The 23037-nt window shown below is 38.5% G+C and carries 22 protein-coding genes; 4 read left to right on the top strand and 18 right to left on the bottom strand.

Annotated elements, in window-relative coordinates:
- The first annotated feature begins 222 nt into the window (after positions 1 to 222).
- Both ACLLO5_RS02820 and ACLLO5_RS02815 read left to right on the top strand, forming a co-directional pair.
- Positions 223 to 1953, top strand: coding sequence for an asparagine synthase (locus ACLLO5_RS02820; protein WP_413173968.1), 1731 nt, complete (start codon positions 223 to 225; stop codon positions 1951 to 1953).
- Positions 1954 to 1980: 27 nt separating this feature from the next.
- A complete protein-coding gene (locus tag ACLLO5_RS02815; protein WP_413173967.1) occupies positions 1981 to 2442 on the top strand; it encodes a DUF29 domain-containing protein in 462 nt (153 codons plus the stop codon).
- A 4-nt stretch (positions 2443 to 2446) separates the two neighbouring features.
- Here the strand turns inward: ACLLO5_RS02815 and ACLLO5_RS02810 are convergent, their stop codons facing one another.
- The 15 genes from ACLLO5_RS02810 to ACLLO5_RS02740 all read right to left on the bottom strand — a co-directional run bounded on the left by ACLLO5_RS02810 (position 2447) and on the right by ACLLO5_RS02740 (position 17178).
- Positions 2447 to 3745: a hypothetical protein gene (locus ACLLO5_RS02810; protein WP_413173966.1), complete on the bottom strand. Its 1299-nt coding sequence runs from the start codon at positions 3743 to 3745 to the stop codon at positions 2447 to 2449.
- Between the two features lie 58 nt (positions 3746 to 3803).
- Entirely contained in the window at positions 3804 to 5120 is a 1317-nt protein-coding gene (locus tag ACLLO5_RS02805; RefSeq protein WP_413173965.1) for a hypothetical protein, read from the bottom strand.
- Positions 5121 to 5224: 104 nt separating this feature from the next.
- Positions 5225 to 6439: a diaminopimelate decarboxylase family protein gene (locus tag ACLLO5_RS02800; protein WP_413173964.1), complete on the bottom strand. Its 1215-nt coding sequence runs from the start codon at positions 6437 to 6439 to the stop codon at positions 5225 to 5227.
- Positions 6397 to 8109 carry an asparagine synthetase B family protein gene (locus tag ACLLO5_RS02795; protein ID WP_413173963.1) on the bottom strand — a complete coding sequence of 571 codons (1713 nt, stop codon included), beginning with the start codon at positions 8107 to 8109 and terminating at the stop codon, positions 6397 to 6399. Before ACLLO5_RS02795 ends, ACLLO5_RS02800 begins: the two co-directional genes overlap by 43 nt.
- 2 nt (positions 8110 to 8111) lie before the next feature.
- Positions 8112 to 8729 (bottom strand): DUF3859 domain-containing protein, encoded by a 618-nt coding sequence (locus ACLLO5_RS02790; protein WP_413173962.1) that lies wholly within the window; start codon positions 8727 to 8729, stop codon positions 8112 to 8114.
- Between the two features lie 176 nt (positions 8730 to 8905).
- Positions 8906 to 9667, bottom strand: a complete 762-nt coding sequence (locus ACLLO5_RS02785; protein WP_413173961.1) for a phycobilisome rod-core linker polypeptide — start codon at positions 9665 to 9667, stop codon at positions 8906 to 8908.
- Between the two features lie 122 nt (positions 9668 to 9789).
- Positions 9790 to 10533 carry a phycobilisome rod-core linker polypeptide gene (locus ACLLO5_RS02780; RefSeq protein WP_413173960.1) on the bottom strand — a complete coding sequence of 248 codons (744 nt, stop codon included), beginning with the start codon at positions 10531 to 10533 and terminating at the stop codon, positions 9790 to 9792.
- A gap of 74 nt (positions 10534 to 10607) precedes the next feature.
- Positions 10608 to 11438, bottom strand: coding sequence for a phycobilisome rod-core linker polypeptide (locus ACLLO5_RS02775; RefSeq protein ID WP_413173959.1), 831 nt, complete (start codon positions 11436 to 11438; stop codon positions 10608 to 10610).
- 138 nt (positions 11439 to 11576) lie between these two features.
- A complete protein-coding gene (locus ACLLO5_RS02770) occupies positions 11577 to 12188 on the bottom strand; it encodes a HEAT repeat domain-containing protein (RefSeq protein ID WP_413173958.1) in 612 nt (203 codons plus the stop codon).
- A gap of 82 nt (positions 12189 to 12270) precedes the next feature.
- A complete protein-coding gene (locus ACLLO5_RS02765; RefSeq protein WP_413173957.1) occupies positions 12271 to 13101 on the bottom strand; it encodes a HEAT repeat domain-containing protein in 831 nt (276 codons plus the stop codon).
- Positions 13102 to 13111: 10 nt separating this feature from the next.
- Positions 13112 to 13357: a phycobilisome linker polypeptide gene (locus ACLLO5_RS02760; RefSeq protein ID WP_413173956.1), complete on the bottom strand. Its 246-nt coding sequence runs from the start codon at positions 13355 to 13357 to the stop codon at positions 13112 to 13114.
- 50 nt (positions 13358 to 13407) lie between these two features.
- Positions 13408 to 14268 (bottom strand): phycobilisome rod-core linker polypeptide, encoded by an 861-nt coding sequence (locus tag ACLLO5_RS02755; protein ID WP_413173955.1) that lies wholly within the window; start codon positions 14266 to 14268, stop codon positions 13408 to 13410.
- Positions 14269 to 14484: 216 nt separating this feature from the next.
- A complete protein-coding gene (gene cpcA, locus ACLLO5_RS02750; RefSeq protein WP_413175996.1) occupies positions 14485 to 14976 on the bottom strand; it encodes a phycocyanin subunit alpha in 492 nt (163 codons plus the stop codon).
- A gap of 86 nt (positions 14977 to 15062) precedes the next feature.
- On the bottom strand, positions 15063 to 15584 hold the full coding sequence (locus ACLLO5_RS02745) for a phycocyanin subunit beta (protein WP_413173954.1): 522 nt from the start codon (positions 15582 to 15584) through the stop codon (positions 15063 to 15065).
- A 664-nt stretch (positions 15585 to 16248) separates the two neighbouring features.
- Positions 16249 to 17178 carry an RluA family pseudouridine synthase gene (locus ACLLO5_RS02740; RefSeq protein ID WP_413173953.1) on the bottom strand — a complete coding sequence of 310 codons (930 nt, stop codon included), beginning with the start codon at positions 17176 to 17178 and terminating at the stop codon, positions 16249 to 16251.
- A gap of 1102 nt (positions 17179 to 18280) precedes the next feature.
- On the opposite strand from ACLLO5_RS02740, the gene ACLLO5_RS02735 reads away from it, so the two are divergent.
- Positions 18281 to 19318 carry a response regulator gene (locus tag ACLLO5_RS02735; protein ID WP_413173952.1) on the top strand — a complete coding sequence of 346 codons (1038 nt, stop codon included), beginning with the start codon at positions 18281 to 18283 and terminating at the stop codon, positions 19316 to 19318.
- Positions 19319 to 19335: 17 nt separating this feature from the next.
- On the opposite strand, the gene cobA is transcribed toward ACLLO5_RS02735, so the two are convergent.
- Positions 19336 to 20082: a uroporphyrinogen-III C-methyltransferase gene (gene cobA / locus ACLLO5_RS02730; protein ID WP_413173951.1), complete on the bottom strand. Its 747-nt coding sequence runs from the start codon at positions 20080 to 20082 to the stop codon at positions 19336 to 19338.
- A complete protein-coding gene (locus ACLLO5_RS02725; protein ID WP_413175994.1) occupies positions 20075 to 20806 on the bottom strand; it encodes a sirohydrochlorin chelatase in 732 nt (243 codons plus the stop codon). Before ACLLO5_RS02725 ends, cobA begins: the two co-directional genes overlap by 8 nt.
- A 482-nt stretch (positions 20807 to 21288) precedes the next feature.
- Here ACLLO5_RS02725 and ACLLO5_RS02720 point away from each other — a divergent pair, with 482 nt between their 5' ends.
- Complete coding sequence (locus ACLLO5_RS02720) at positions 21289 to 21477, top strand: hypothetical protein (protein ID WP_413173950.1); 189 nt, start codon at positions 21289 to 21291, stop codon at positions 21475 to 21477.
- A 24-nt stretch (positions 21478 to 21501) separates the two neighbouring features.
- Here ACLLO5_RS02720 and ACLLO5_RS02715 read toward each other — a convergent pair whose 3' ends face one another.
- Positions 21502 to 23004: a protein kinase domain-containing protein gene (locus tag ACLLO5_RS02715; protein WP_413173949.1), complete on the bottom strand. Its 1503-nt coding sequence runs from the start codon at positions 23002 to 23004 to the stop codon at positions 21502 to 21504.
- Positions 23005 to 23037: the final 33 nt, after the last annotated feature.

Here is a 23037-nt window from a genome sequence, read left to right as displayed (position 1 = left end):
ATAAGTGTTTTAATTAAACGAGCATGGCGAGATTCTTCTTGACCTTGGAGTGCGATCGCTTTTTTGATGAACTCTCCATAAAGCTACGACAGAATAATTCTTTATGATCAACCGAGCCAAGTTTCATGGGTAGATGTGTCTTTATTTAAAAATTAACTGCTTCTATTTTTAGTATATAATAATACTCTAAGCATTTTAAAATTTACATATTTTTATTTTTGTATGCTATTTAATCTTTTTAAAACTCCTAAATTTACAAATTCCACTCTTGAAATTATTCCTAGTTGGTGTGTAGCTTATGGAAAGTTAGATAATTTAAGAGTAGATTTTATTTGGCAAGATGAAAAATTGGCAGTTATGTCTACACCTGCACAATTTGCACTTAGTCCTACAGAAAGATTTATAGTAGTTGGTGATATATGGTTAAGTAATCGGGCAGAACTACTGCAAAAATTGGCAATTAATATTAATGATAACGTTAATGATCAACAAATAATCGCACAACTTTGGGAAAAATACAACTCAGAATCTTTAACCCTCTTAGTAGGAATGTTTGGGTTAGTAATTTGGGATAGAAAACAGCAATCATTATATTTATTCAGAGATGCCATAGGTAGCCGAACTTTATATTATACTACCACTAATTTAACTTGCTGGATTGCCCCCAAATTAACAACCCTTGCACCTTATCGCACCAATAATTTAGATTTAATAGCATTACGAGATTATCTTTATTGTGCATTTGTTCCCGGAGAAAGAACACTTTGGCAAGATGTGCGAGAAATACGTCCCGGCACATTTATAGAAATGCCATCAAACAAAGTTTATCATTATTGGCAACTAAAAGAACAAATTATAGATAAAAATCAACCTTTAGAATCGTATAGTCAAAGATTACGTTCTTTACTTGAGCAAGTTGTCAAAGAATATTTACCCGCACATCAACCTGTTGGTGTATTTCTTTCTGGTGGTTTAGATTCTAGCAGCATTACAGCATTAGCAGCAAAATTGCATAATGCACCAGTTCATACTTATTCCATACATTTTGGTACAGAAACACCCAATGAATTAGAATTTTCTAGTTTAGTTGCACAACACTGTCAAACTCAACATCACATTTTAGAAATCACCTTTCAGGAAATGTGGGAACTTCTACCAGAAACGATGTTGTATCTAGATGATCCCATCGGTGATCCTTTGACAGTTCCAAACTTATTAATAGGCAAACTAGCAAGAAAAAACGTACAGACTATACTGAACGGAGAAGGTGGAGATCCTTGCTTTGGTGGACCCAAAAACCAACCAATGTTAATTAATAGTTTATATGGTTCTATCAATAATCAAGATTCACTGCAAGCATATTTAATTTCTTTTCAAAAGTGCGCTTTAGATTTACCACAACTTTTAAAACCAGACATTTATCAAAGTTTAAAAAACGAATCATCTGTATTTTCGGCTGATTTAAATTCTGATGCTAATTATTTAAATAGATTAATGTCATTGAATATTAAATTTAAAGGTGCAGATCAGATTTTAACAAAAGTTAATAACTTAACTCAAGCAGCAAATTTACAGGGTTTATCACCCTTATTTGATCAGCGAATAGTTGACTTTAGTATGCAAATCCCCCCAGAATATAAACTTTCTGGAGTCGAAGAAAAAGCAGTTTTAAAAAAAGCCGTCAGTGATATTTTACCAGATACAATTATTCATCGTCCTAAAAGCGGAATGATGGTTCCTGTACAATTAGGATTTAGGAAATATTGGCAAAAAGAAGCGCGAAAATTGTTGTTAAATAGAAACAGTGAGATTTCAGCTTATATTAATCAGGATATATTGCGGAATTGGTTAGATTTTCAAGGTGATATCTGGGGAAGATATGGTGTTAAACTATGGTTATTGGTTAGTTTAGAAATTTGGTTGCAGGTAAATAAATCCGTATTAAAGAAATAAGTAAAAATCACTCCTGGAGCAATAGAAATGATACGAAATATACCAAAACATGATATTTTATATGAATACGATTTTCTTGCTTGGTGCGAAAGAACTGTTGCTCAACTCAAATCAAAAGATGTCGAAAATCTTGATTTTGAACATTTAATAGAGGAAATTGAAAGTTTGGGAAAAAGCGAAAGAAGGGAATTAAGAAATAGATTATTAGTGTTGATAGCGCATATTCTCAAACGGATGTATGTTAACAGTCCTGAAAACTTCAATAGATGGGAAGTAACTATTGTAGAACAAAGAAAACAAATCAAAATTTTATTGAAAGAATCTCCCAGCTTAAAACCTTATCTTGCACAAATATTTACAGAAGTTTATGCTGATGCTTTAGATATAGTTTCTGTAGAATATAAACAAACATATTTTCCTGATACATGGCCATTTGATTTTGGTACAGATTTACTTTTATCTGCAAAATATTGGGAACATAATTTGTAACCATTTAACCAAAACTTTCCACCATATAAATATCATTACCACCATCACCAACCAGCATAAAACTACTATCGTCACTTGCTAAATTCAGACTTCCAGAAATACCACTTCGCAGCACTTTAATCAACATTTGCGGAGAGAAAGATTCCAACTCTACAAAATTACCAGCATCTAACCAAGCTAACTCTTCTTTAGATAAAGTCTGACGAATTTCTAAAGGCAATTCTGTCGATCTTTTGGCTAAAGCAGCTACATTTTGTACAAATATTCCCCGCTTATTAGCCAAAATTTGACGAGGTAATAAACCCACATCAATAATAGTCACATCACTATTTAAAAACCAATTCTCACTAGTGCGGAGACGATGCAGCAAACTCACACCTTTAGGACTACAATCATGGAGAGCAAAAACTTGTAAATTGGGATTCCGTCGCAACATTTCCATAGTTGTCTCGAAAATGCTTTGAGGATAACCGTTAATACTGAGAATTGCACAGTTATTTTCAAAATGAAAATTATTAGCAATTAATAATTGAGCAATGTTAGCACTATCGCAAACAACTAATCTATCAAAACTATAAGCTGTGACATCGGGATTAATAGATGTAGGTGCAATTTTTTCTTGTGGTGCGGGTAAAACTTTATCAATTTTACCATTAATGGATTGCCATGTCTCTAACCAACCATCTATATAAGACTGAGTCACTATAAACTCTTGTGGTAAATTTCCTACTTTTCCTAACTGTCTGGTTCCTAAATATATTGACAGCATTCCTAAAATTACCACAACAGTAAAAACAGGAAAAGAACCTAATGCTAAACTGACCAATATTCCCAAGATTAAAATTACTAATCCCACAACTTGCAAAGTTCTCGCGCTTGCTTTGCGACTAGCATTATTTAACTTACTGGATGTTGTATTTTTAAATAAATAGAAAATTGTACCCGCTTGGTAAACTAAGTTAGCAATCAGAAAAGAATTAGGTAAAAAAGCACTCGTAAATCCTCCGACAAACCCAGTTACCCAAATGTTGAAAAATAAATACAAACCAATAAATCCAACTGTTTGAAATCCTTTTTTGCGGATACGACTATCTAAAAAATACAAAAGCTGTTTAGGAGTAAAATATAAGGTATTTTTAACAGAAATATCCGCTAATATTTTGGCAAACATGGGATCTGTAATTTTTAAATTACCCATTGTTGTTGGTTCAAAAGCAAAAGGATGATTACATTGTTTACATCTTCCCTGATTTGCTGTTCTGTCTTTGAGGTTATTGTCAGTTCCGCAGTTAATACACTTCATAATTTTATGCTTGAATTATTATGCTTGAATTTTAGATTAAATTTAACTCAACAATTAATCAACCAAAATTCTCCACCATATAAATATCACTTCCAGAATCACCAATCACCATAAAATTACTATCATCATTTTCTAAATTCATACTTCCAGAAATCCCACTTCTGAGAATTTTAATTAACATCTGCGGAGTAAAAGATTCTAATTCTACGAAATTACCAGCATCTAACCAAGGTATCTCTTCAGCAGATAAAGTTTGACGAACTTCTCTAAGTAATTCTTGGGATTCTGTAGTTAAAGAAGCTGCATTTTGAACAAAAAATCCCCGCTTATTAGCCAAAATTTGACGAGGTAGTAAACCCACATCAATAATAGTCACATCACTATTTAAAAACCAATTCTCACTACTGCGGAGACGATGCAACAAACTAACACCTTTAGGACTACAATCATGGAGAGCAAAAACTTGTAAATTGGGGTTACGTCGCAACATTTCCATAGTTGTTTCAAAAATGCTTTGAGGATAACCATCAATGCTGAGAATGGCACAGTTATTTTCAAAGTGGAAGTTATTAGCGATTAATAATTGAGCAATGTTAGCACTATCACAAACGACTAATCTATCAAAACTGTAAGCTGTAACATCGGGGTTAATAGATGCAGGTGCGATTTGTTCTTGTGGTGTAGATAAAACTGTCTCTATTTTACCATTGATTTGTTGCCATATTTTTAACCAACCATCTACATAAGATTGAGTAATTAAAAATTCCTGTGGTAAATTTCCTACTTTACCTAACTGTCTAGTTCCTAAAAAGATTGATAAAATTCCTAAAATTAAAATCACGACAATAGAGACAATAGAAAAGAGTGGAAAAGAATTAAATATCAACAAACTTGCTGGTATTCCTACTAAGAAAATTACAACTCCCAGAATTTGTAAAATTCTAGCAATTACTTTGCGACTAGAAGTGATTAACTTACTTGATTTAGTGTTATTAAATAAATACAAGATTGTAGCTGCTTGGTAAACTAAGTTAGCAATCAGAAAAGAATTAGGTAAAAAAGCACTTGTTATTCCTCCGACTAAACCAGTTACCAAAATATTTAAAAATAAATATAAACCGATAAATGGAGCGATTATAAATCTTTTTTTGCGAATACGAGTATCTAAAAAATACAAAAGTTGTTTAGTTGTAAAATATAAAGTGTTATTGGCAGAAATATCGGCAATAACTTTAGCAAACATAGGATCTGTAATTTTTCCAGTTCCAATGCTTGTTGATTCAAAAGTAAAAGGATGATTGCATTGTTTACAACTTCCCTGGTTAGCTGTTCTATCTTTGAGGTTATTGTCAGTTCCGCAATTAATACATTTCATACATCAATCCATTTTGATTTATGATTTATTAGTTTTTGAAGATCCCCAACTTTTTTTGGATTTTGTTATAAACCTAATAATTCATCGTAGAAGTCGGGAATCTGTTAGAAGATTTGATTATTAAGTAAAATGCTGTAATCTTCCCGCTTTCTAATTAAACGATGAGTACCACCTTCTAATAAAATCTCCGCTGGTTTGGGACGATGTAAAAAGTGAGAAGACATTGCGTATCCATAAGCACCAACATCTAAAATGGCAATAATATCACCAAGTTCTAAAACAGGAAGTTGGCAATTTTTACCTAAATAATCCCGTGAATAAGTCGTGTTTCCACAAATATCAGTAAGATAATTTTCCGAAATTGAATTTTTCCAACTTACGATTTCGCGATAACCTCCATGTACAGCAGGAACAGAAATATTAGCAACCGTAGAATCTACACCAATAATTTGTTTTTTACCTTGCCATTTTACAGATACAACCTTAGCTAATAAAGTCGCACAACCAGCTACTACAGCGCGTCCAGGTTCAATAATTAAATCAATATTTTTTCCTAAATTGCTAATTTTTTTAGTTAATTCATCTCCAAATATTTCCCAATTAAAAGAGACACCTTGATGATGATAGGGATAACCAAAACCACCACCAAAATCTAAATATTGCCAATCTGCTAAATGTTGTCCTATGTCTAAAACCCAATCAATTACATCAGTAAAAGCAGTAGTTGCATTAGTTCCCGTACCCCGATAAAAGTGTAAACCCGAAACCTTTAAACCCGCATTCTTAGCAATAGAAACGGACTCATTAAAATCTGCTAAACCCACACCAATGCGACTATCTTGCGAAACATTTAAACGTAAACCAATATTCAATTTTTCCTGTGGGTTATCTAAAAAAACTTCACACAACAAATGTAACTGAGAAATACTATCCAAATTCAGAGTAGTCACACCCCAATTTAAAACCTGTGATATTTCCTCCCGATTCAAATTACTACCGCTATACACAATATTATGCGGTTCAAAACCAGCATTTAAACCCAAATAAATATCCCCTGGAGTATTAGCATGAAGTCCCCAACCAGCATTTTTGAATATTTTTAATAATGCAATGTTGCCATTTGTCACACTAGCGAAATGAAACTTAGTGCGAGGATAACTGAAAGATTTTGTAATGTCAGAAATAGTTTGGCGTAAAATATCGCCATCATAAACATACAGAGGAGAACCGTAAATTTGTAATAACTCTTGAGCAAATTCAAGAGAAAATGGAGTTATTAAATTTGGAATTGCTTGGTAAATTTTTGGTAATATTTCCATAACCAATTAGGTAATAAAAATGGATGATTCCAAGACTTTGAACCTAGTTTGACACCAAAAACATGAGCATACCAAAGTTCCCATATAATCAGTAACCAAAGACTCTCACCTATCCGTCGTCCTTGAATATTTCCTCCTAATTGTCCTGTAACAATTTGTGATGCTATATCAGGGTAAAAAATATTTTCTGCCTTTAGTATACCGGGATTTAGCCAATTACCGATATCATGCCAAAAATCATTTACACACCAAGAGGTTAAGGGAACACCCATACCCCGCTTTTGTCTCCAAACTATTTCTGATGGTAGCAAATTTTCTACGGCGCGTTTCAGGATATATTTTTCACAAGCGCCTTGTAAACAGAGTTCTCCAGATAGCTGAAAAGTCCATTCTGCTAAAAGTAAATCACAAAAAGGCGATCGCACATTTAACCCATGCACAAACCCCAACGCAGTCGCACGCGGATGGATATTTTGCGCCCCTTTTAACATCAAACTAGCACGACGGAGGCGATGCAACAACGAAGGGCAAAAATGACTATCAAGAGCCTCAAACAGCCATTCCTGGGCATTTAAACACCGCATCTGAGCATAAATTTCTGGCTGATACACCTGCGTTTCATAACCCCAGAGACGGTGAAAAGTCCGCAGATATTGCTGAATAAAACCTTCTGCTTGATGAGGATGTTCAGCTTGATAAATACCCGCAGCAATTAAAGGTTTATTAGTCCAACCAGCAAATAATTGATCACCACCCTCACCATTAAAAATTACCTGAGTTTCTTGACTAGCAGCTTGATTAAGTAAATATAAAGGAACAATTACACCATCACCAAAAGGTAAATCTAAAGCCTGAATAGTAGGAATAAGAGTATTTTTAACATTCTTGGGACTAGCATCAACCTTCACCAAAGGAATATCAAGAAACTGCGCTACTTGTTCCGCATAAGGATATTCAGAAATACCAAACTGACCAAAATCTAAAGAATAAGCGTGAACCTTCACCCCTGCTTCCACCAACAAAGCAGCAACAACCGAAGAATCTAAACCACCAGAAAGAAAAACTCCAACAGGTTCATCTTTTAAATCAGCAATTTGCTTTTGAATTGAATTTTTTAGTAAAATTTGTAATTGAGAAACTGCGGTTTTTTCATCTTTAATTTCTTCCTTGGACTCACACCATTGATGAGTATGGCGAAATTGAGGATAACTCACACCATCAAAAATAACCTCAGTTCCCGCAGCCACAGAAAACACCTCATTAACAGGAGTTAAAGGATTAGGAACATAAGAAAAACAACTATAACCATATAAACCAGAAATACTAATTTCCGGTTTTTCAATCATTTCTAAAAGTAATTGTAACTGAGAAGCAAACCAAATTACATTATTTTGTTGAGTCCAAAATAAAGAAACTCTACCAAAAGCTTCCCTACCCAAAATCAACCGATTTGATTCCAACCTCACCCATATATCCGGTTCACAAAATCCTGCCGCAGAAACAGCCACAATGGTATTTGCTGCTATTAATGGTACAGACTCACATCCAACATAAACAACACTCCAAACAAACTTTTCTTCCTCCCCTTCTTGCTTTGCACCTCTGTACTTTTGCCTGAGCTTTTCTTCCTTCTTCTCACCCCAATAACCAATAAAATGATAGGGAGACATAACTATTCAACTGCAAATGTTTTCTCACTAATTTTCCGCCCTTCCAACAACATTTCTGCCTTCCAATTACCCGCTGGTGCAGCAGAATTAAGAGTATAACGACAGTAAGTATCCCAAACAGAAGTTTTAATTTCGCGAGTTTGATAATTATTTTGTTTAACAACTTGACCACTGGGATCAATCCAATTACAAGCAAGAGATAATTTCTTACCTATTGGTGCATCTTTCAAAATCACACGATAAAAAAGTTCAGGATTAGATTGACGAGAAACAGATTGCAGATTACGATTATCAGCTAAAGTAATGTTATCTTGTTGAACAGAAACATTAGCCAGTAGAGAACTTTGTTGTTGATTAAAAAATATAGTTCCTGCAATAGCAATAATAATAGCCCCAACCACACCAAAAGCAATCATTTTATTACGACGTTGTTGCATCTCCAAAGCTTGACGACGACCTAACTGAATCAAAGCTTCATCTAACAACTCAGGTGGTAAATTTAACTCCTGTAAAATTTGCTGAATCTGCTGTTGATCAAATTCCGCTTCTTGACGTAATTGTAATCCTTGGACTTCAGCAATAATCTGATTTAACTGTTCTTGAGTTAGCCGCTGGTTCATATTTAAAAATTAAAAAACTTCTATATTTCTGTCACCTGTCACCTGAATTTTTACACCAAGGGTCCGGTTTTTACTTAACATCATAACTAGCTAACAAAGAACCTGCCAACTCTTTATCATATCAATGTAAAAACCAGACCCAGTAGAAAATTTAGGTAATCAAAAAATTACCAATCTTAGCGTCTACCACGATAAGGAACTGCATTCAAGTAATCAATATCAAGTGCAGATAGCTTTTGGGCATAATTACCCTTAGCAGAGAGGGAAGCAGCCATATCTGCATATTTACCAGGATCTCCTTCTGTCAAACGCTTTGTTTTCGCCTTGATAGTGTAGAAGTTTTCCAAAGTAAAACGCCAGTCGGTTCTGACTGTACCTGCTGTTTCTTGGAAGTCTGCACCGTAGCGAGGAGTCACCAAATTGTAAGGACGACCTTCCAAACGTTTGCGTTGGTAAGGAACAGTATTCTCCCCAAAGTTGGCTGTGTACTCTTCACTGTCTACTAACGCATCAACAAAGCCGCTAAAACCCTTGGTTCCAATCACAATAGACCAAGCAATTTCTTCTTCTTTGTTATAAGCAGAACGACCCAAAAGGCGCTTGAGGGTGATATCTACTAATCGGTAGTTGTTGTTAACGGAAACCACTAAACGATAGAAAGCTTCCGATTTAGCCAAACCACGGATAAAGTCACGTACAGACAAAGAACCATTTTTCAGTTGAGATTCCAAAGTTCCTTGGCGGTTGAACTTCAGGATTTCATGTTCGCTGAAAACTTGGCGATAACTTGCCCAGATGATGCTTTGGATGTCAGTGTAAGAACTAACATCTTCTAAACTGTAGATATAGGGTGTATCTTCATTTCTGTCAGCAACACCAAAGCTGCTAACACGGTGATTTTGACTGCTTGGTTTGTATTGAAGTAATGGCAGTGCCATGCTGCGTCTTTCCTCTTGTTAATAAATTCGACTTTGAAACCGGAACAAGGTTTGATTACTCAATATCCTAATTCACGCTTTAACTATTTTCCCGCATTAGGTTACACACCTATTTCCCAGATTTAGCGAATAGGGAAACTGCCGCTGGGATTAATAGAGAGAGGGATTCCTTCTGGTTTTGTCTCTCTGGTTGTATCGGGAATTTGAATGTTGGCGGTGTTTACTGGCGTATAGGTGACAGTTCTGATGTTGACAGAAGCAGCCATTTTGAAGAAGTCACTGATGCTACCGGGCTTATACCGTGCATCTTCCAACTTGTCACGCCAGTAGTCAGCATAGCGTGGTGTTACTAAATTAAAAGGTCTATCTTTGTAGCGACGGCGTTGATAGGGAACTATATTTTCCCCAAAACAGCTTTGATATTCTTCAGAGTCTAGCAAAGCATCAACAAAACCATCCCAACCATCCGTAGCAATTTTGATTGACCAGGCGATTTCCTCATCTTTGCTGTAAGGAGAACGTCCTAATAACCGCTTCAGTCCTAGTTCGACCAAGCGATAGTTAGAGTTGGTCTGAATTACTAAACTTTGGAAAGCTTCAGATTTAGCTAAACCCCGTATAAAGTCACGCACGGTGATAGCTTTATTTTTCACCTGAGATTCTAAATTACTCTGACGGTAGAATTTCAGAATTACGTGTTCGCTGAACAGTTGGCGATAAGCTGCCCAAATTAATTCTTCAATTTCCCCGCCTTTAGCATAATCTTCGATGCGGTAAATTTTTGGGGTGTCTTCGTTAGGGATTTCGTAGCCAGAAACCCGTTGATTTTGAGAACTGGGTTTATATTCTAGTAAAGGTATTGCCATATTTCAGGATGTTTGTGAGTTGTTTATGATCACTTACCAGTTATCAGTTGCTTCACTGTTCACTGTCACCTAATTTAGTTACTGGGTATGTAACGATAAGGTAGAGCTACTGTAACGGGTTTGATTGTTACTTGTTCTGTAACGACTTCGCGAGATGTATCAGGAATAGCCATAGAGTTTACTTGGGAATTCACTGAAGCAATTGTGCGCTGGTAGTTGCGTTCGGTGGTGATAAGTTTTCCTGCCATTGCAAAGAAGTTAGCAGGAATAACCCGCCGGATATCTTCAGTGGTTAAAGCACCTGTAGTCCGGGCGCTGTAGAAGGAACGACCACCCATGTAACGGATAGACTCTATATCACGCCAGTAGGCATCATAGCGGGGGTTTACTAAGTTAAAGGGGCGTGAGCCAAAGCGGCGACGCTGGAATGGTACGATGTCATCACCAAAGTTTTGCTGATACTCGTCGGAATCTAATAAAGCATCAATAAAGCCATGTAAGCCTTTGGTGGCAATGACAATAGACCAAGCTATTTCTTCGTCTTTGTTGTAAGCAGCCCTTCCCAAAAACCGCTTTAAGGTGATATCAACTAAGCGATAGTTGGAGTTGGTTTCTCCTACTTGGGTGCGATACACATCTGATTTACCCAGACCCCGGATAAAATCGCGGACGTTAATTGCCCGATTTCGTAGTTGAGATTCTAAAAAGCTTTGACGATAGCTTTCTAAAATTAGGTGTTCGCTGAAAATTTGCCGATATCCTGCCCAGATGATGGCATCAATGTCTGCATCTGAGGTGGCAGTATTTAGGCGATAGATAGTTGGGGTGTCTTCGTTGGGAACTTCGTAACCTTCAACACGCTGATTTTGTGAGGAAGGAGAATATTCTAAGAGTGGTATTGACATCTTTACTTTTACCTTGTTTTATGGTATATAAAGCGGTCTATTGGTTGTTATATCAAGTGGGAATAGTGAGGATAATTTGAGATCCTAGAAACAGCTAATTGCTGAAAGCTGTTAATCCCAAAGTTGAAAATCCAAAATCTAAAATCCACAATTGGTATAAGCCAATTGAATGCGGGCGCGGACTGCTTTTTCGATATCATTGGCCAGCATTTCTTTGAGTCTAGTCAAAATAGATTGTTGCACATCGACAATTTTAGCCAAAGCTTGTAAACCGACAACGGCAGCATAACGAATTGACCAGTCTGTGTCTTGGGAAATCAACAGCAGTGTATCTAAAGCCCGGTTGATGGCTGTTTGATTTTCGGGAAAGCTCAACTTATGCCAGTGTAAGTTTCCCAGTCCTTTAGCAGCGGCACGGCGGACACTAGGAGCAAAATCAGTAGCTGCAACTGTGATTAAGACATCTAAAGCACGGGGATCTGCGATCGCCGCCAAAGTGCGAATCGAATAAGCCCGTGCGCCATAGTTATAATCATCTATTTGCTCTAGCAGTTGGGGTACTGCTATTTCTCCCAATTCTGTTAATCCATCTACTGCCACCATTGCAGCAGCTGGGTTGTTATAACCAAAGACAGCAATTAAGGTGGAAATTGCTGCTGGATGTTTAGCTGCTGCTAAATTTTTGACTGCTGTCACCATTTGGGCTGGTGTTTCTGCTAAGGTGACAGCGCGAATCAGTTCCTCAGTCATTGGTCAACTATCAATGATTAATAGTCAGTAGTCATCAGCAGTTAATCATTTCAACTAATGACTAATGACTAATAACTAATGACTATAGGAGTGAATCCATCAGGTTCATTACTTGGACTGCCTCAGCAGAAACAACTAGAGAATCAAGCTGATCTGTTAGTTGATGCTCTAGCAATCCTTTGAGAGCCATGAGTTTGAAGCTATTTTCTGCCTTAGCGTGGGCGATCGCATCTGCTGCTGCCATATAACCTATTGCTCCCAAATCCCCCAAAACAACACGACGCAATTTTAAATCACCTATCTCCAACATTTTCACCAATAACTCACCATATTCGGGGTCTTGTGTGAGTTGATACATGGCTCTAGCTGCGGAACATTGTACTCGTGGGACTGGATGCTTGAGGAAAGGCACAATCAGGGAAATGGCTTCTTTTGCGCCTAAACTTCCCAATGCTTCTAAAACCGCTTCATAGGGTTGGGCGAGATGAGGACGACCTGGTACTTGCACGGCCTGGTCAACACCCCCATCTAATAGTTTGATCAGTGGCTCTACTGCTGTTATGTCGCGCAGCATCTCTAGAGATTGGGCAGCTGCTTCACGCACATAAAAATCAGAGCATTCCAAACACTTAATTAGTCCTGGTACCGCTTTGATATTTCCCAATTTACCGAGCGCCCTAGCGGCATTGCGTCGTAAAGGATAACCGCCAAGTTCTGTTTTGTCGGCTTCGTCTTCTAACGCTGCGATTAGTGCGTCTACAGCCTCTGGCTGACTGACTCGAAACTTACCCAACCACCAAGCGGCATAATAGCGGAGACTTAAATCTGATGATTGCAGATTAGCGATAGCAAGCTCTTTTGTGAGCTGTTGCCCATTTTCGGCAGAGTATTCTTCTGCACTGGGTTCTATCATTGCCAGGGCGTTAGTTTTCCTCTGCTACAGTCAAAGGTGAAATACTGACGATTTTGCCACCTAGACGGCTAATTCGTTGCATTTCTTCGTTCATCCGACTGTAGGGTACGGTAATAAATACGCTCCCACTACTACGAATGTTGAATTGATTCTTGTCGGTTTCTTGATTTTGCCGTAAGCCTATAACTTCATAACGAAATACTCGGCTTGCAGATGAAGAAACGCTACCAGCACCAAGTGTGGTTTGACCGAACATTGCTTCTAAATCTCCTCTTGATGGGTTGTGCTGAAAAACAGCTTTCTACCTTACGTGGATATAACGCTGACAATTTTGCCACCTTGTCGGTGAATTTGCTGCATTTTGTCAAGCAGTCTTTCATAAGGTACAATAAATACTGTGCTGCTTCGGCGCACCTTGGGGTATCCTGGATTGCGAATGCCTGCTACTTCAATTCGGTAAACGCGATCCGATTGCCCTACAGCATTGCCTAAGTTTTGCTTGGGAGCATTGTCCGCAGATGCACGGAAACTCCAATTATTGTTGCTGCCAGATGGACCAACAACTGAGGAAGACTTATTACTAGCCAATTCCCTTGCTAACCGAGATTTAGAACCTTCAACTTGAGATGTATCGCTGTTGGCATAACCACGGTATAAACGGAACATCCGGGTAAACCCGGCTGCACTTTGTCCGGCTTGGAAATCAAAGCCGCGATAATAGGGAACAACATTCTCGCCGAAGCTGTTCTGATACTCCTGAGAATCAATGTAGGAGTCAATTTCAGCATCATAACCTTCGTTGATGTATAAGTCTAAGTGGTATGTCACTTCCGACTCATCATAAGGTGCGCGACCCAACAAATGTTTATAGTTGAGTTCAATCAACCGGGTTTGAAAACTGTTATAGAAAAATTTTGCTTTGTAGAGTTCGGATTTGGCAACGCTCCGCACAAACTCGCGTACTGTTAGGTGGCGATCGCGCAATAGTGATTCTGCACTGATCAGGCGATCTGATGCCAAGATATAATCATTTCCTAAGATTTGTCGATAAACGGCTTTAATCACCGCTTCAACTTCTTCGCGGCTGGCGTTGGGGCGCAGTTCAACTCGACGTATCTCGCTAAAAGGCTCTGTTCCTAGCCTTGATGCTGCTGTTGTAATTGCCATTTTTTTCCCCTATTTATTTACACTGCGGTAACTATCACCGAGTGCTTGCTGTATAAAGCTTGTTATTTATTCCTACCTAAAACTATGCCCGGAGCGAGATCCAACTGCTAGGTGATTCAGTCCGGTCTTGGGAGGTTTATCCCCCATGAGCAACTGATTAACCCCAAAGGGATAATGTCATCCAGCACTTGTACCCCTCTCCGGGCATGAACCAATCTAGCTTAGAGCGTTGATTGCGTAGTCGATGTAGGTGTTAGCTTCGTTAGCAGCTTGGCCACTTAAGCCATGGTTGCCTTTGATGTACTTCAGAGCTTCTACGTACCAGCTGGGAGACAAATCAAATGCACTGTTGATTTCAGCCAAACCAGCGATCAAGAACTCATCCAAAGGACCTGTACCACCAGCAACTAAGCTATAGGTGATGATGCGTAGGTAGTGACCAACGTCACGAGCGCACTTGGACTTACCACGAGCATCCGCAGCGAATTGAGGACCAGGGGTGTTGGTGGTGTATGGGAATTTTTGGTACACAGCATTTGTTGCACCATCAATTAGCTTTTGAGCGTTAGCTGTCAAACCACGAGCAGCTTCCATACTAGCTACGGCACGTACAAAACGACCGTTAACAGCTTGTAATTCGGTGTTGCTCAGGAAACGTCCTTGGGTATCAGCAGATGCGATTGCTTCGGTAATTGGTGTTTTCATGATTTCTTATCTCCTTAATTGTTTTTTAGCTTTTTTGCTTGGAGAAGCTGAAGTTTTTAGGCTCTAGACAATATTGCAAATTGCAACTGTTATGAAACAGCAGCAGCAGCACGGTCAAAATAGCTAGCAACTTCGGAAACTAGAGAGCTGCAATCGCCTTTGGTGATTCCGTTAGGATCATTAACAATGGAGATAGCGGCATCTTTCATTTTGCCAACACCTTTAGCTACAGAAGCACCAGGAGTACCCAAAGCTTGGTAGGTTTCACGCAGACCGTTTAAGCAACGATCATCAAGAACACTAGCATCACCAGCCAATGCAGCGTAGGTAACATAGCGTAAGATGATTTCCATGTCGCGGAGACAAGCAGCCATGCGACGGTTGGTGTAAGCGTTACCACCAGGAGCGATCAAGCCGGGTTCGTCTTCAAACAAAGAGCGAGCAGCGTTGGTAACGATCGCAGAAGCGTTGCTGGTGATGCGGTTTACAACGTCTAAACGCTTGCTGCCTGCGTTAACAACTGCGGTTAAAGCATCTAGTTGTTCGGTGCTGAGGAATTCGCCTCTGGAGTCAGCTTGAGAAACAACCTTGGAGAATACATCTAATGTCATGGATTCTAATCTCCTAATTACTTAGTTGAGAGAGGTTTTGATTAAAACTGCGGATGTTTTATCAATTTGAAAATGGTTAACAGCAAACTATAATTAAACTTCTTCCTTACGTGAGGCCTCACTTTCTTGTCAATCATTCTGAAGGCAGAAATATGAGAATCAACGGTAGGTTTATGAGAAACACGCAAATTTGATGAATCAGTTGCGTTGTTCAACTTTCGTTTGTTGTTCAACCCCTTCAGCTTATGTTTATACAATGGTATAGATCCATTATTTGTTACAAATTATGAATAAATAAGTTATGGCAATAAGAAAAGCCCCAAATCCTTTACATACAAGGAATTTGGCTGAGAAAAGTTACATATTTTTGTTACAAAACTTCATATTTATCTGAATTTAGAGCAGAATATAGGTGTTTAATAATGTTTTAATTTTTTCAAAAATCTATATCAGAACTTAGTTTGACCGGTTTTAGCCGTATTTATGCTTTCAGCGAGTTTTGTTAAACAATGTAAAATTTACATTTCTAAATTTTCTAAATTTTCTAAATTTTCTGGAGATTTTTTGGAATTATTCCTCCCAGGGGGGATGGGGAGAAAAATTAATTCTTACCATAAGTCAGCGAATGCTCCTCCCTCAACAAAGTTGAAAAGTGGGGAGGATGTCAACGCTGGTTTCTACGGCGCAAAACTTCCAGCAAAGTTGTAAATGTCTGGGGAGGTGATGCAGTTACTTCAATCCAATCGCCAGAAATCGGATGCTGTAACTTGAGTTGCCAAGCGTGTAATGCCTGACCGGGTAAATTTACTCCTACTGAACGACCGGCACCGTAAATGGAGTCACCAACAATGGGATGACCGATTTTGGCGCTGTGGACGCGAATTTGATGGGTACGTCCTGTTTCTAGCTGAAAGTGGATCAGGGTGTAGTTACTAAGCCGTTCTCGGATTTGCCAATGAGTAATTGCTGTTCTTCCCCCTTGTTCTGTGGGGACTATTGCCATTTTTTTACGGTCGTGGGGATGGCGACCAATGGGTAAGTTGATGATGCCACTTTCGGTTTTTGGTACACCGTAAACCACGCCTAAATATTCTCGCTTTGCTGTTTTTGCTTGTAGTTGTGCTTGCAGGTGTTGATAGGCGATATCTGTTTTGGCGATCGCGATCGCACCTGTAGTATCTTTGTCTAACCTGTGAACAATTCCTGGGCGTTGAACCCCACCAATTCCCGGTAAATTCGGACAATGTGCCAATAAAGCATTGACTAAAGTTCCATCTGGATGACCTGGTGCAGGATGAACAACTAAACCTGCCTGTTTATTTAAAATCAATAATTGATCATCTTCGTAAAGGATATCTAAGGGAATATCTTCTGCTACCAATTTTAAAGGCTGCACCGAGGGAATTTCCACACAAATGCGATCGCCCACCTTCATATTTATTTTTTTTGATGTGCATACTTGATCATTGAGTAGGACATGACCCTGTTCAATTAACTGTTGAAGACGGGAACGAGATAAATCTTGTAATTCTGACGACAGATAGAGATCCAGTCGCTGACTTTTTTCTGATACTAGGAGATTAATAACAGTCATCCGATTTGGGATTTTGAATTTTTAAGTGACTCCACGGTTAAATCCGGGGACTTGTACCATTTGGTTAAATTTATATTACTCGATATCAGAGATTGTTACTGATTTTAACCAGAGTTGACTACTGAATGTGATTCGCTAAATAGTTACAGGGTAATTACTACATCATAAACATCCTGATAGTTAACCACCAAGGCTGAAGATAATAAAAAACAGACTGTATGAGCAGACAGATAAGCAGAGAAGTATAGGTAATTTTAGATGCCGATTGTTAAAAATAAGTTAAGTCTTATTTCTAGATATTTTTTGTTCACGCTTTTTTGATTCAGAGAAATTGCTGATAAAGTATATTCATCTTCAAGTATTTATTTCTATAGTATTACTCTTTGATTTCTAAAAAAATAGGTATTGTAGAGAGTGTTAAAACAGAGTTCGTGACGCACTCTAGGTATCTTTATGTCTATACCACGCCAGCTATCAAAAATCAAACCAGATTCCTATACTTTGGCTCTTCATTTTTTTATATTAGGTTTAAAATACTTTTTTATTTCTCTGATGAATCTAGAGTAACCTGAAATTAGTAAGTAATTATTGAGCATCTACGGTGTAGCTAAAAATAGCTATTTTTTAATTATTTAGGATTAAAGCTACATGACACACTCAATGTATCTTGTAGGGAGAGTTAGATGCCAAAAAGTTGTTGATTGTTAATCAATCATCAAGTCTGAATCACTCTACTAAGATGCTAGTACCGCAACAAGAGGGTGTAAGGGTGGAAAGAGGAAATTTCTGCTTTTGAACTCTTGCCTTTTGCCTTTTGCTTCCTAAATCCTCAGATCAAGCAGATTAGCAAAAAGCACAGAAAATCGAGTTGACTTTTGAAATACTGTTTTCTGGGATAATTTTAGCTTTTTTGCTTGGGTGAGGGGTCTGTGGGGTGTGGGGTGTTGGGTATTGTGTGATTAGAGTAGAGACTTGCTATACTCACCCCCATATAAACCGTTATCTTGATCTGGCAGTAAGTCGAAAAAGACCGGTGTGAATCCCCTACGGGAGATTCACAAATTCCAATGTCAAATTTTTATTTGAATTTAGAACCGTGGTAATGAAAACGCTTCCTATTAGTAGATACAGATTTTTCCAAAAATTGCAGCCCCTATCCCTCTTAAAAAAAATCACCAGTAAGTCTGTCACTGGTTGTCTACAGGTATTTAGCACCTCCGGGGCTTGGTCAATCTATGTTCAAGAGGGTAAGCTAATTTATGCCTGCTACTCAGAGAAGATGTTTGAGCCGCTATATAGAAACTTACAGCGGTTAGGTCAACACAATTCCACTCTTCCCATAGAGATTAATGAGCAGTTACAGACAATATTTGAACGGGGTGTGGAAAACCAGACTATCCCAAATCCAGATTATTTGGCTATTTGCTGGTTAGTTAATGAGAATTATCTGAGTCCATTACAAGCCGCAATGCTGATTGAGCAATTGTCTTTGGAGTTTCTAGATTCATTTCTGAAAATAGAAGAAGGGAGTTATGAATTTATCCCAGAGAGTTTCCTAGATGATTTACCGAAGTTTTGTCATTTGAACTTGCGCTTGTTAGTGGAAAAGTGCGAAGCGGGTGTACGAATTTCTCCAGAACAGTTTTGGCAATACAATGAGCCAAGAACACGCGCCAAAATTGAAGTACAGTTACCCCCGATTGGAAATAAACTACCCAATGGTGATAAATATAGAGACCAATACAAACGCATTTACTCAAGACCCAAAGACAAAAAGAATTACACAATTTTCTGTGTGGATGATAGTCCTCTGGTTTTAAATACCATCAGAGGTTTTTTAGATGAGCAAATATTTTCTGTAATTGGTGTTACAGATTCGTTAAAAGCTTTAATGGAAATTTTCCATGTTAAACCAGATATGATTTTTCTGGATGTGACGATGCCAAATTTAGATGGCTATGAAGTTTGTTCTTTATTGCGGAAACAGGCATCTTTTAAAAATACACCTGTAATTATGGTGACAGAAAAAGCCAGTTTGATAGATAGAGCTAAAGCCAAGCTGGTGAGAGCTTCTGGTTGCTTGACTAAGCCTCTTAATCAAGGTGATTTACTGAAAACTATATTTCAGCACATGGTTTAAATTCTTCTTGATGAAGATTACAGTGGACGGCATTCAGAGAGAATACTGTGCATTTTCACCACTGAACCAATGACTGCGATCGCCGGGGCAGTAAAACCAGTTTCTTCTACTTGCTCTACAATTGTTCCTAATTTACCAATTAATTCTTCTTGTTCTGGCCGGGTTCCCCACCTCACCAAACCTATTGGAGTCTCTAGACTCAAGCCAGCTAAACTTAACTGTTCCACGATGTAAGGTAGATTGTGGATACCCATATAAATCACTATTGTTTCTGACCCTTGAGCGATCGCTTGCCAGTTTACCGTCGGCTTATACTTCCCCGCTGCTTCGTGACCCGTTACAAATGTCACAGATGAACTATACAGACGATGGGTTAAGGGAATACCAGCATAAGCTGCCGCTGCAATCCCGGCTGTGATCCCCGGCACAACTTCCACAGCTATTCCAGCTTCTACCAATTCTGCCATTTCTTCCCCACCACGCCCAAAGATAAAGGGATCACCACCCTTTAATCTCACTACGACAGCATGATCTTGGGCTTTTTCAATCAGCAGATGGGTGGTTTCTTCCTGTAAGAGTGAATGTCTTCCCATCCGCTTACCTGCGTTGATTTTTTCTGCTTGGGGATTAATCATGGCTAAAATTGCCGGACTCACCAAAGCATCATAGATAACGACATCTGCACATTCCAGCAAACCTTTTCCTTTGAGAGTCATAAGTCCAGGATCACCAGGGCCTGCACCAATCAAATAAACCTTACCCAAAAACTTTTTCCCCTTCTGTTGCTAAATCCCAAATTACATTAGCTAGTTCTGTACTTTCTCCCAGAGGTGGTGCTAATTTAAACGTCACTTCTGGAAATTGTAATTTTAGCTTTTCTACTGATTGTGCGATCGCATCGGTTATCCCACCAGTGAATAAAAAATATGGCAAAATTGCAATTTGCTGATAACCAGCAACTACCAACTCTGTCACCCTTGATTCTAAATTTGGAGATATAGACCAATAAGCCACCGCTACACCCAAATTACTGGCCATAGTTTCTACAGGTTGTTGAGAACCAGAACGACGACTACCATGAGCTAAAAGAATTGATACTTCTGCTTTTATACTAGCTATTGTTGGAGTTAACAATTTTTCTAAATTCCCATAACTTCCTACATAAGGCTTCAGGTCAATGATCATATCTTGACCCAGTGCAGCTTTTACCAGTTCGACTTCAGCGGGAATATCCGTCATGACATGAACTCCCGGTAGCAGAAACAAAGGTAAAATTTTTAGGCGTTTATACCCCAAAACCAAAGCAGTTTGAGCAAAATCGTAAATTTGCTGATGTAAAGGACAAGTATTAACCTCTAAAGTAGCTGTACCTACTAAATTTTCACGATTTGGCAATTTCTGACTCACCAGCTTTGCTAGTTGTTGCACAGCAATATCTGGACGCGGATCACGACTACCGTGAGATACTAAAAGATAGGCAGATGGCATGGGCATAAAATCTAAAAGTTTAGATCAAGAGGTATTTATGTCAGTAACCCAGCCCTAAAGGGACTGGGCTTGCAAGAGTAATCAAGTAAGCCGTACTGACCAGACCACCCTAAGTTTACTCTCACGGTAGCCGTTATTTGAGTCACGACACCCTGTGGATGCGTAGCTAGTCCCCTGCTCTGTCGCTTGTGATTAAACAGTTCTAAGGTCACTGGAACAGTATTGCAAGCCTAACAAGCTCTGATAACTGGTCAAAGCTAACATTACCCCAGAAATGGGAGGCTTTTCGGAGCAATACATTATGCGTACAGAGTTGGAAAATTTGAATCGGTAATTGTCCCGTTGAAAGTACATCACAAAAGTACCCCGAATTTTCCGACTCCAAGGCGGTAATAAAAAAATATTCAAAGCGGTTTTAACCGCTTGAGTCGCTTCCCTCTCAGCACTAAAGTGACTGAGTTTCCCACTTATCGCGAGGTCTTATGAAAGAATTCATGAGTGTTCTAGAAGGGTTAGTGGATCAGCTAACACTAGGTGCAATTCTAGAAATGCTAGAACGAATATGCCATAAAAAAGCTGAACATCTGAGAACTCATTGGAAGGATGAAGAATCTGCCAAGTTATGGGAGAAAGCCGCTAAACAGATAGAAAGTATCAATGTTGATATCTAAAATCATCTATTTGTGATCAAGCTACTATTTTTTCAAAAAAGCTGCACTCAGAGCATCTATGTGTTCCCAAGGCTTAGTTCCTCCTACCCAACGATGTGAAGGCAAACTTCCTTTCTTCGGTACTGAAGGAAAAATAAAGTTTTGGGTGGAAGAACTGGATTTGGTTAGATCCCAGCCAATAGCAGCGCAAAACTTTACATAGTCTCTGCCACAGCTTTCATAAATTTGTATTTGCACACTAAAACCAAAATTTCCTTGGCTATATTTTCTCCACAACTGGTCAATTATCTGTAGATCTTCACTAGGAAAGTTTTCTAAATCACTATGAGATAGATAAACTTTAGATACAACCTGACGCATTACTTCCCAAGTTTCTTGATCTGCTTTTTGCCATTGTTTAGATTTTAGTAATTTTTCTAACTGTCTGTAATCCACTCCTGCGGCTGAATACAGACTATTAACTGTTTGTTTAGCAGGTGTTGTTTGTGCGATCGCCGCTAAAACTTCAGTAGCAGATTGGTAACGTTGGGAGAGGGCATTGTTCAGTAGTTTATTAACAACCGTACATAAATGATCAGAAACAATGTTACCAGTAGGTAGATAATTTTGCCATACCCAGCGATCGCTCGTCACATCAAACAAATCAAAAGGAGAAACACCAGTTAATAAATAAACACAAGTTACACCCAAACTATAAAGATCACTCGCTGGTAAAGCCTTACCCCGCATTTGTTCAGGAGCCATATATTCCGCACTCCCTACTGTAGTCCCAGTATTAACCAAAGCCGTAGCAGTAATCTGTTTAGCAACTCCAAAATCGATCAACACCAAATCTCCAGGTGCAGAGTTACCGCTGAAATTTGCGATTTTTATCTGATTATTTGGTAAACTTTTCGCTTGTTTTGGAAGAGGAGAAACAGCTTCCAGTTTACCAATAGTCATGGTTGAACCTGGATGTAATAATTCAGTGTTGTTGATTGCTGGAGGATATACAATTTCATTCTCTACAATAGATGTATATCTTCGCATGATATTTGCTGGTTTAATATCCCGGTGAATCACTTGTCGAGAATGGATAAATTGCAGCACAGGTAATAAATCTTTGAGCAACTGCCAAATATGCGCCTCACCAAACACCCCTTGGACGCGTAATTCCTGCGCTAAATTTTGTCCAACAATTAATTCCTGCACCAAATACAACTGATTGTCTTGTTCAAAGTGTGCCAGCAATTGAGGTATTTGGGGATGTCTTAACTCATCCAACCGCGCTGCTTCTTGATGAAAGAATTCCACAGCCTTTATAAAGATTTCCCTATTGGCATCTGGAAAATATAATTGCTTAATTACACATCTAGGTTTAGATGGGATGTGTTCATCTATAGCCAGAAAAGTTCTACCAAAACCACCGCTACCAATTGGATAAAGCGGGAAATAACGTTCTTTTAGTAATAGTGGCTTACCACATTTAATACAAAATCGAGCAGAATCTGGATTCTGCGAATATAGACAAGCGGTACAACAACTCATTAGTCATTGGTCATTAGTTCTTGGGCATTAAAC

The sequence above is a fragment of the Anabaena azotica SJ-1 genome (genome assembly GCF_047275885.1).
Lineage (GTDB): Bacteria > Cyanobacteriota > Cyanobacteriia > Cyanobacteriales > Nostocaceae > Trichormus_B > Trichormus_B azotica_A.
Note: the sequence above shows the minus strand (reverse complement) of the source record. Positions and strands in the feature narration are given on the sequence as shown.

Coding starts and splice junctions, on each gene's coding strand:
- ACLLO5_RS02820 (WP_413173968.1), top strand. CDS start 223: ATGCTATTTAATCTTTTTAAAACTCCTAAATTTACAAATTCCACTCTT.
- ACLLO5_RS02815 (WP_413173967.1), top strand. CDS start 1,981: ATGATACGAAATATACCAAAACATGATATTTTATATGAATACGATTTT.
- ACLLO5_RS02810 (WP_413173966.1), bottom strand. CDS start 3,745: ATGAAGTGTATTAACTGCGGAACTGACAATAACCTCAAAGACAGAACA.
- ACLLO5_RS02805 (WP_413173965.1), bottom strand. CDS start 5,120: ATGAAATGTATTAATTGCGGAACTGACAATAACCTCAAAGATAGAACA.
- ACLLO5_RS02800 (WP_413173964.1), bottom strand. CDS start 6,439: ATGGAAATATTACCAAAAATTTACCAAGCAATTCCAAATTTAATAACT.
- ACLLO5_RS02795 (WP_413173963.1), bottom strand. CDS start 8,109: ATGTCTCCCTATCATTTTATTGGTTATTGGGGTGAGAAGAAGGAAGAA.
- ACLLO5_RS02790 (WP_413173962.1), bottom strand. CDS start 8,729: ATGAACCAGCGGCTAACTCAAGAACAGTTAAATCAGATTATTGCTGAA.
- ACLLO5_RS02785 (WP_413173961.1), bottom strand. CDS start 9,667: ATGGCACTGCCATTACTTCAATACAAACCAAGCAGTCAAAATCACCGT.
- ACLLO5_RS02780 (WP_413173960.1), bottom strand. CDS start 10,533: ATGGCAATACCTTTACTAGAATATAAACCCAGTTCTCAAAATCAACGG.
- ACLLO5_RS02775 (WP_413173959.1), bottom strand. CDS start 11,438: ATGTCAATACCACTCTTAGAATATTCTCCTTCCTCACAAAATCAGCGT.
- ACLLO5_RS02770 (WP_413173958.1), bottom strand. CDS start 12,188: ATGACTGAGGAACTGATTCGCGCTGTCACCTTAGCAGAAACACCAGCC.
- ACLLO5_RS02765 (WP_413173957.1), bottom strand. CDS start 13,101: ATGATAGAACCCAGTGCAGAAGAATACTCTGCCGAAAATGGGCAACAG.
- ACLLO5_RS02760 (WP_413173956.1), bottom strand. CDS start 13,357: ATGTTCGGTCAAACCACACTTGGTGCTGGTAGCGTTTCTTCATCTGCA.
- ACLLO5_RS02755 (WP_413173955.1), bottom strand. CDS start 14,268: ATGGCAATTACAACAGCAGCATCAAGGCTAGGAACAGAGCCTTTTAGC.
- ACLLO5_RS02745 (WP_413173954.1), bottom strand. CDS start 15,584: ATGACATTAGATGTATTCTCCAAGGTTGTTTCTCAAGCTGACTCCAGA.
- ACLLO5_RS02740 (WP_413173953.1), bottom strand. CDS start 17,178: ATGACTGTTATTAATCTCCTAGTATCAGAAAAAAGTCAGCGACTGGAT.
- ACLLO5_RS02735 (WP_413173952.1), top strand. CDS start 18,281: ATGAAAACGCTTCCTATTAGTAGATACAGATTTTTCCAAAAATTGCAG.
- ACLLO5_RS02725 (WP_413175994.1), bottom strand. CDS start 20,806: ATGCCATCTGCCTATCTTTTAGTATCTCACGGTAGTCGTGATCCGCGT.
- ACLLO5_RS02720 (WP_413173950.1), top strand. CDS start 21,289: ATGAAAGAATTCATGAGTGTTCTAGAAGGGTTAGTGGATCAGCTAACA.
- ACLLO5_RS02715 (WP_413173949.1), bottom strand. CDS start 23,004: ATGAGTTGTTGTACCGCTTGTCTATATTCGCAGAATCCAGATTCTGCT.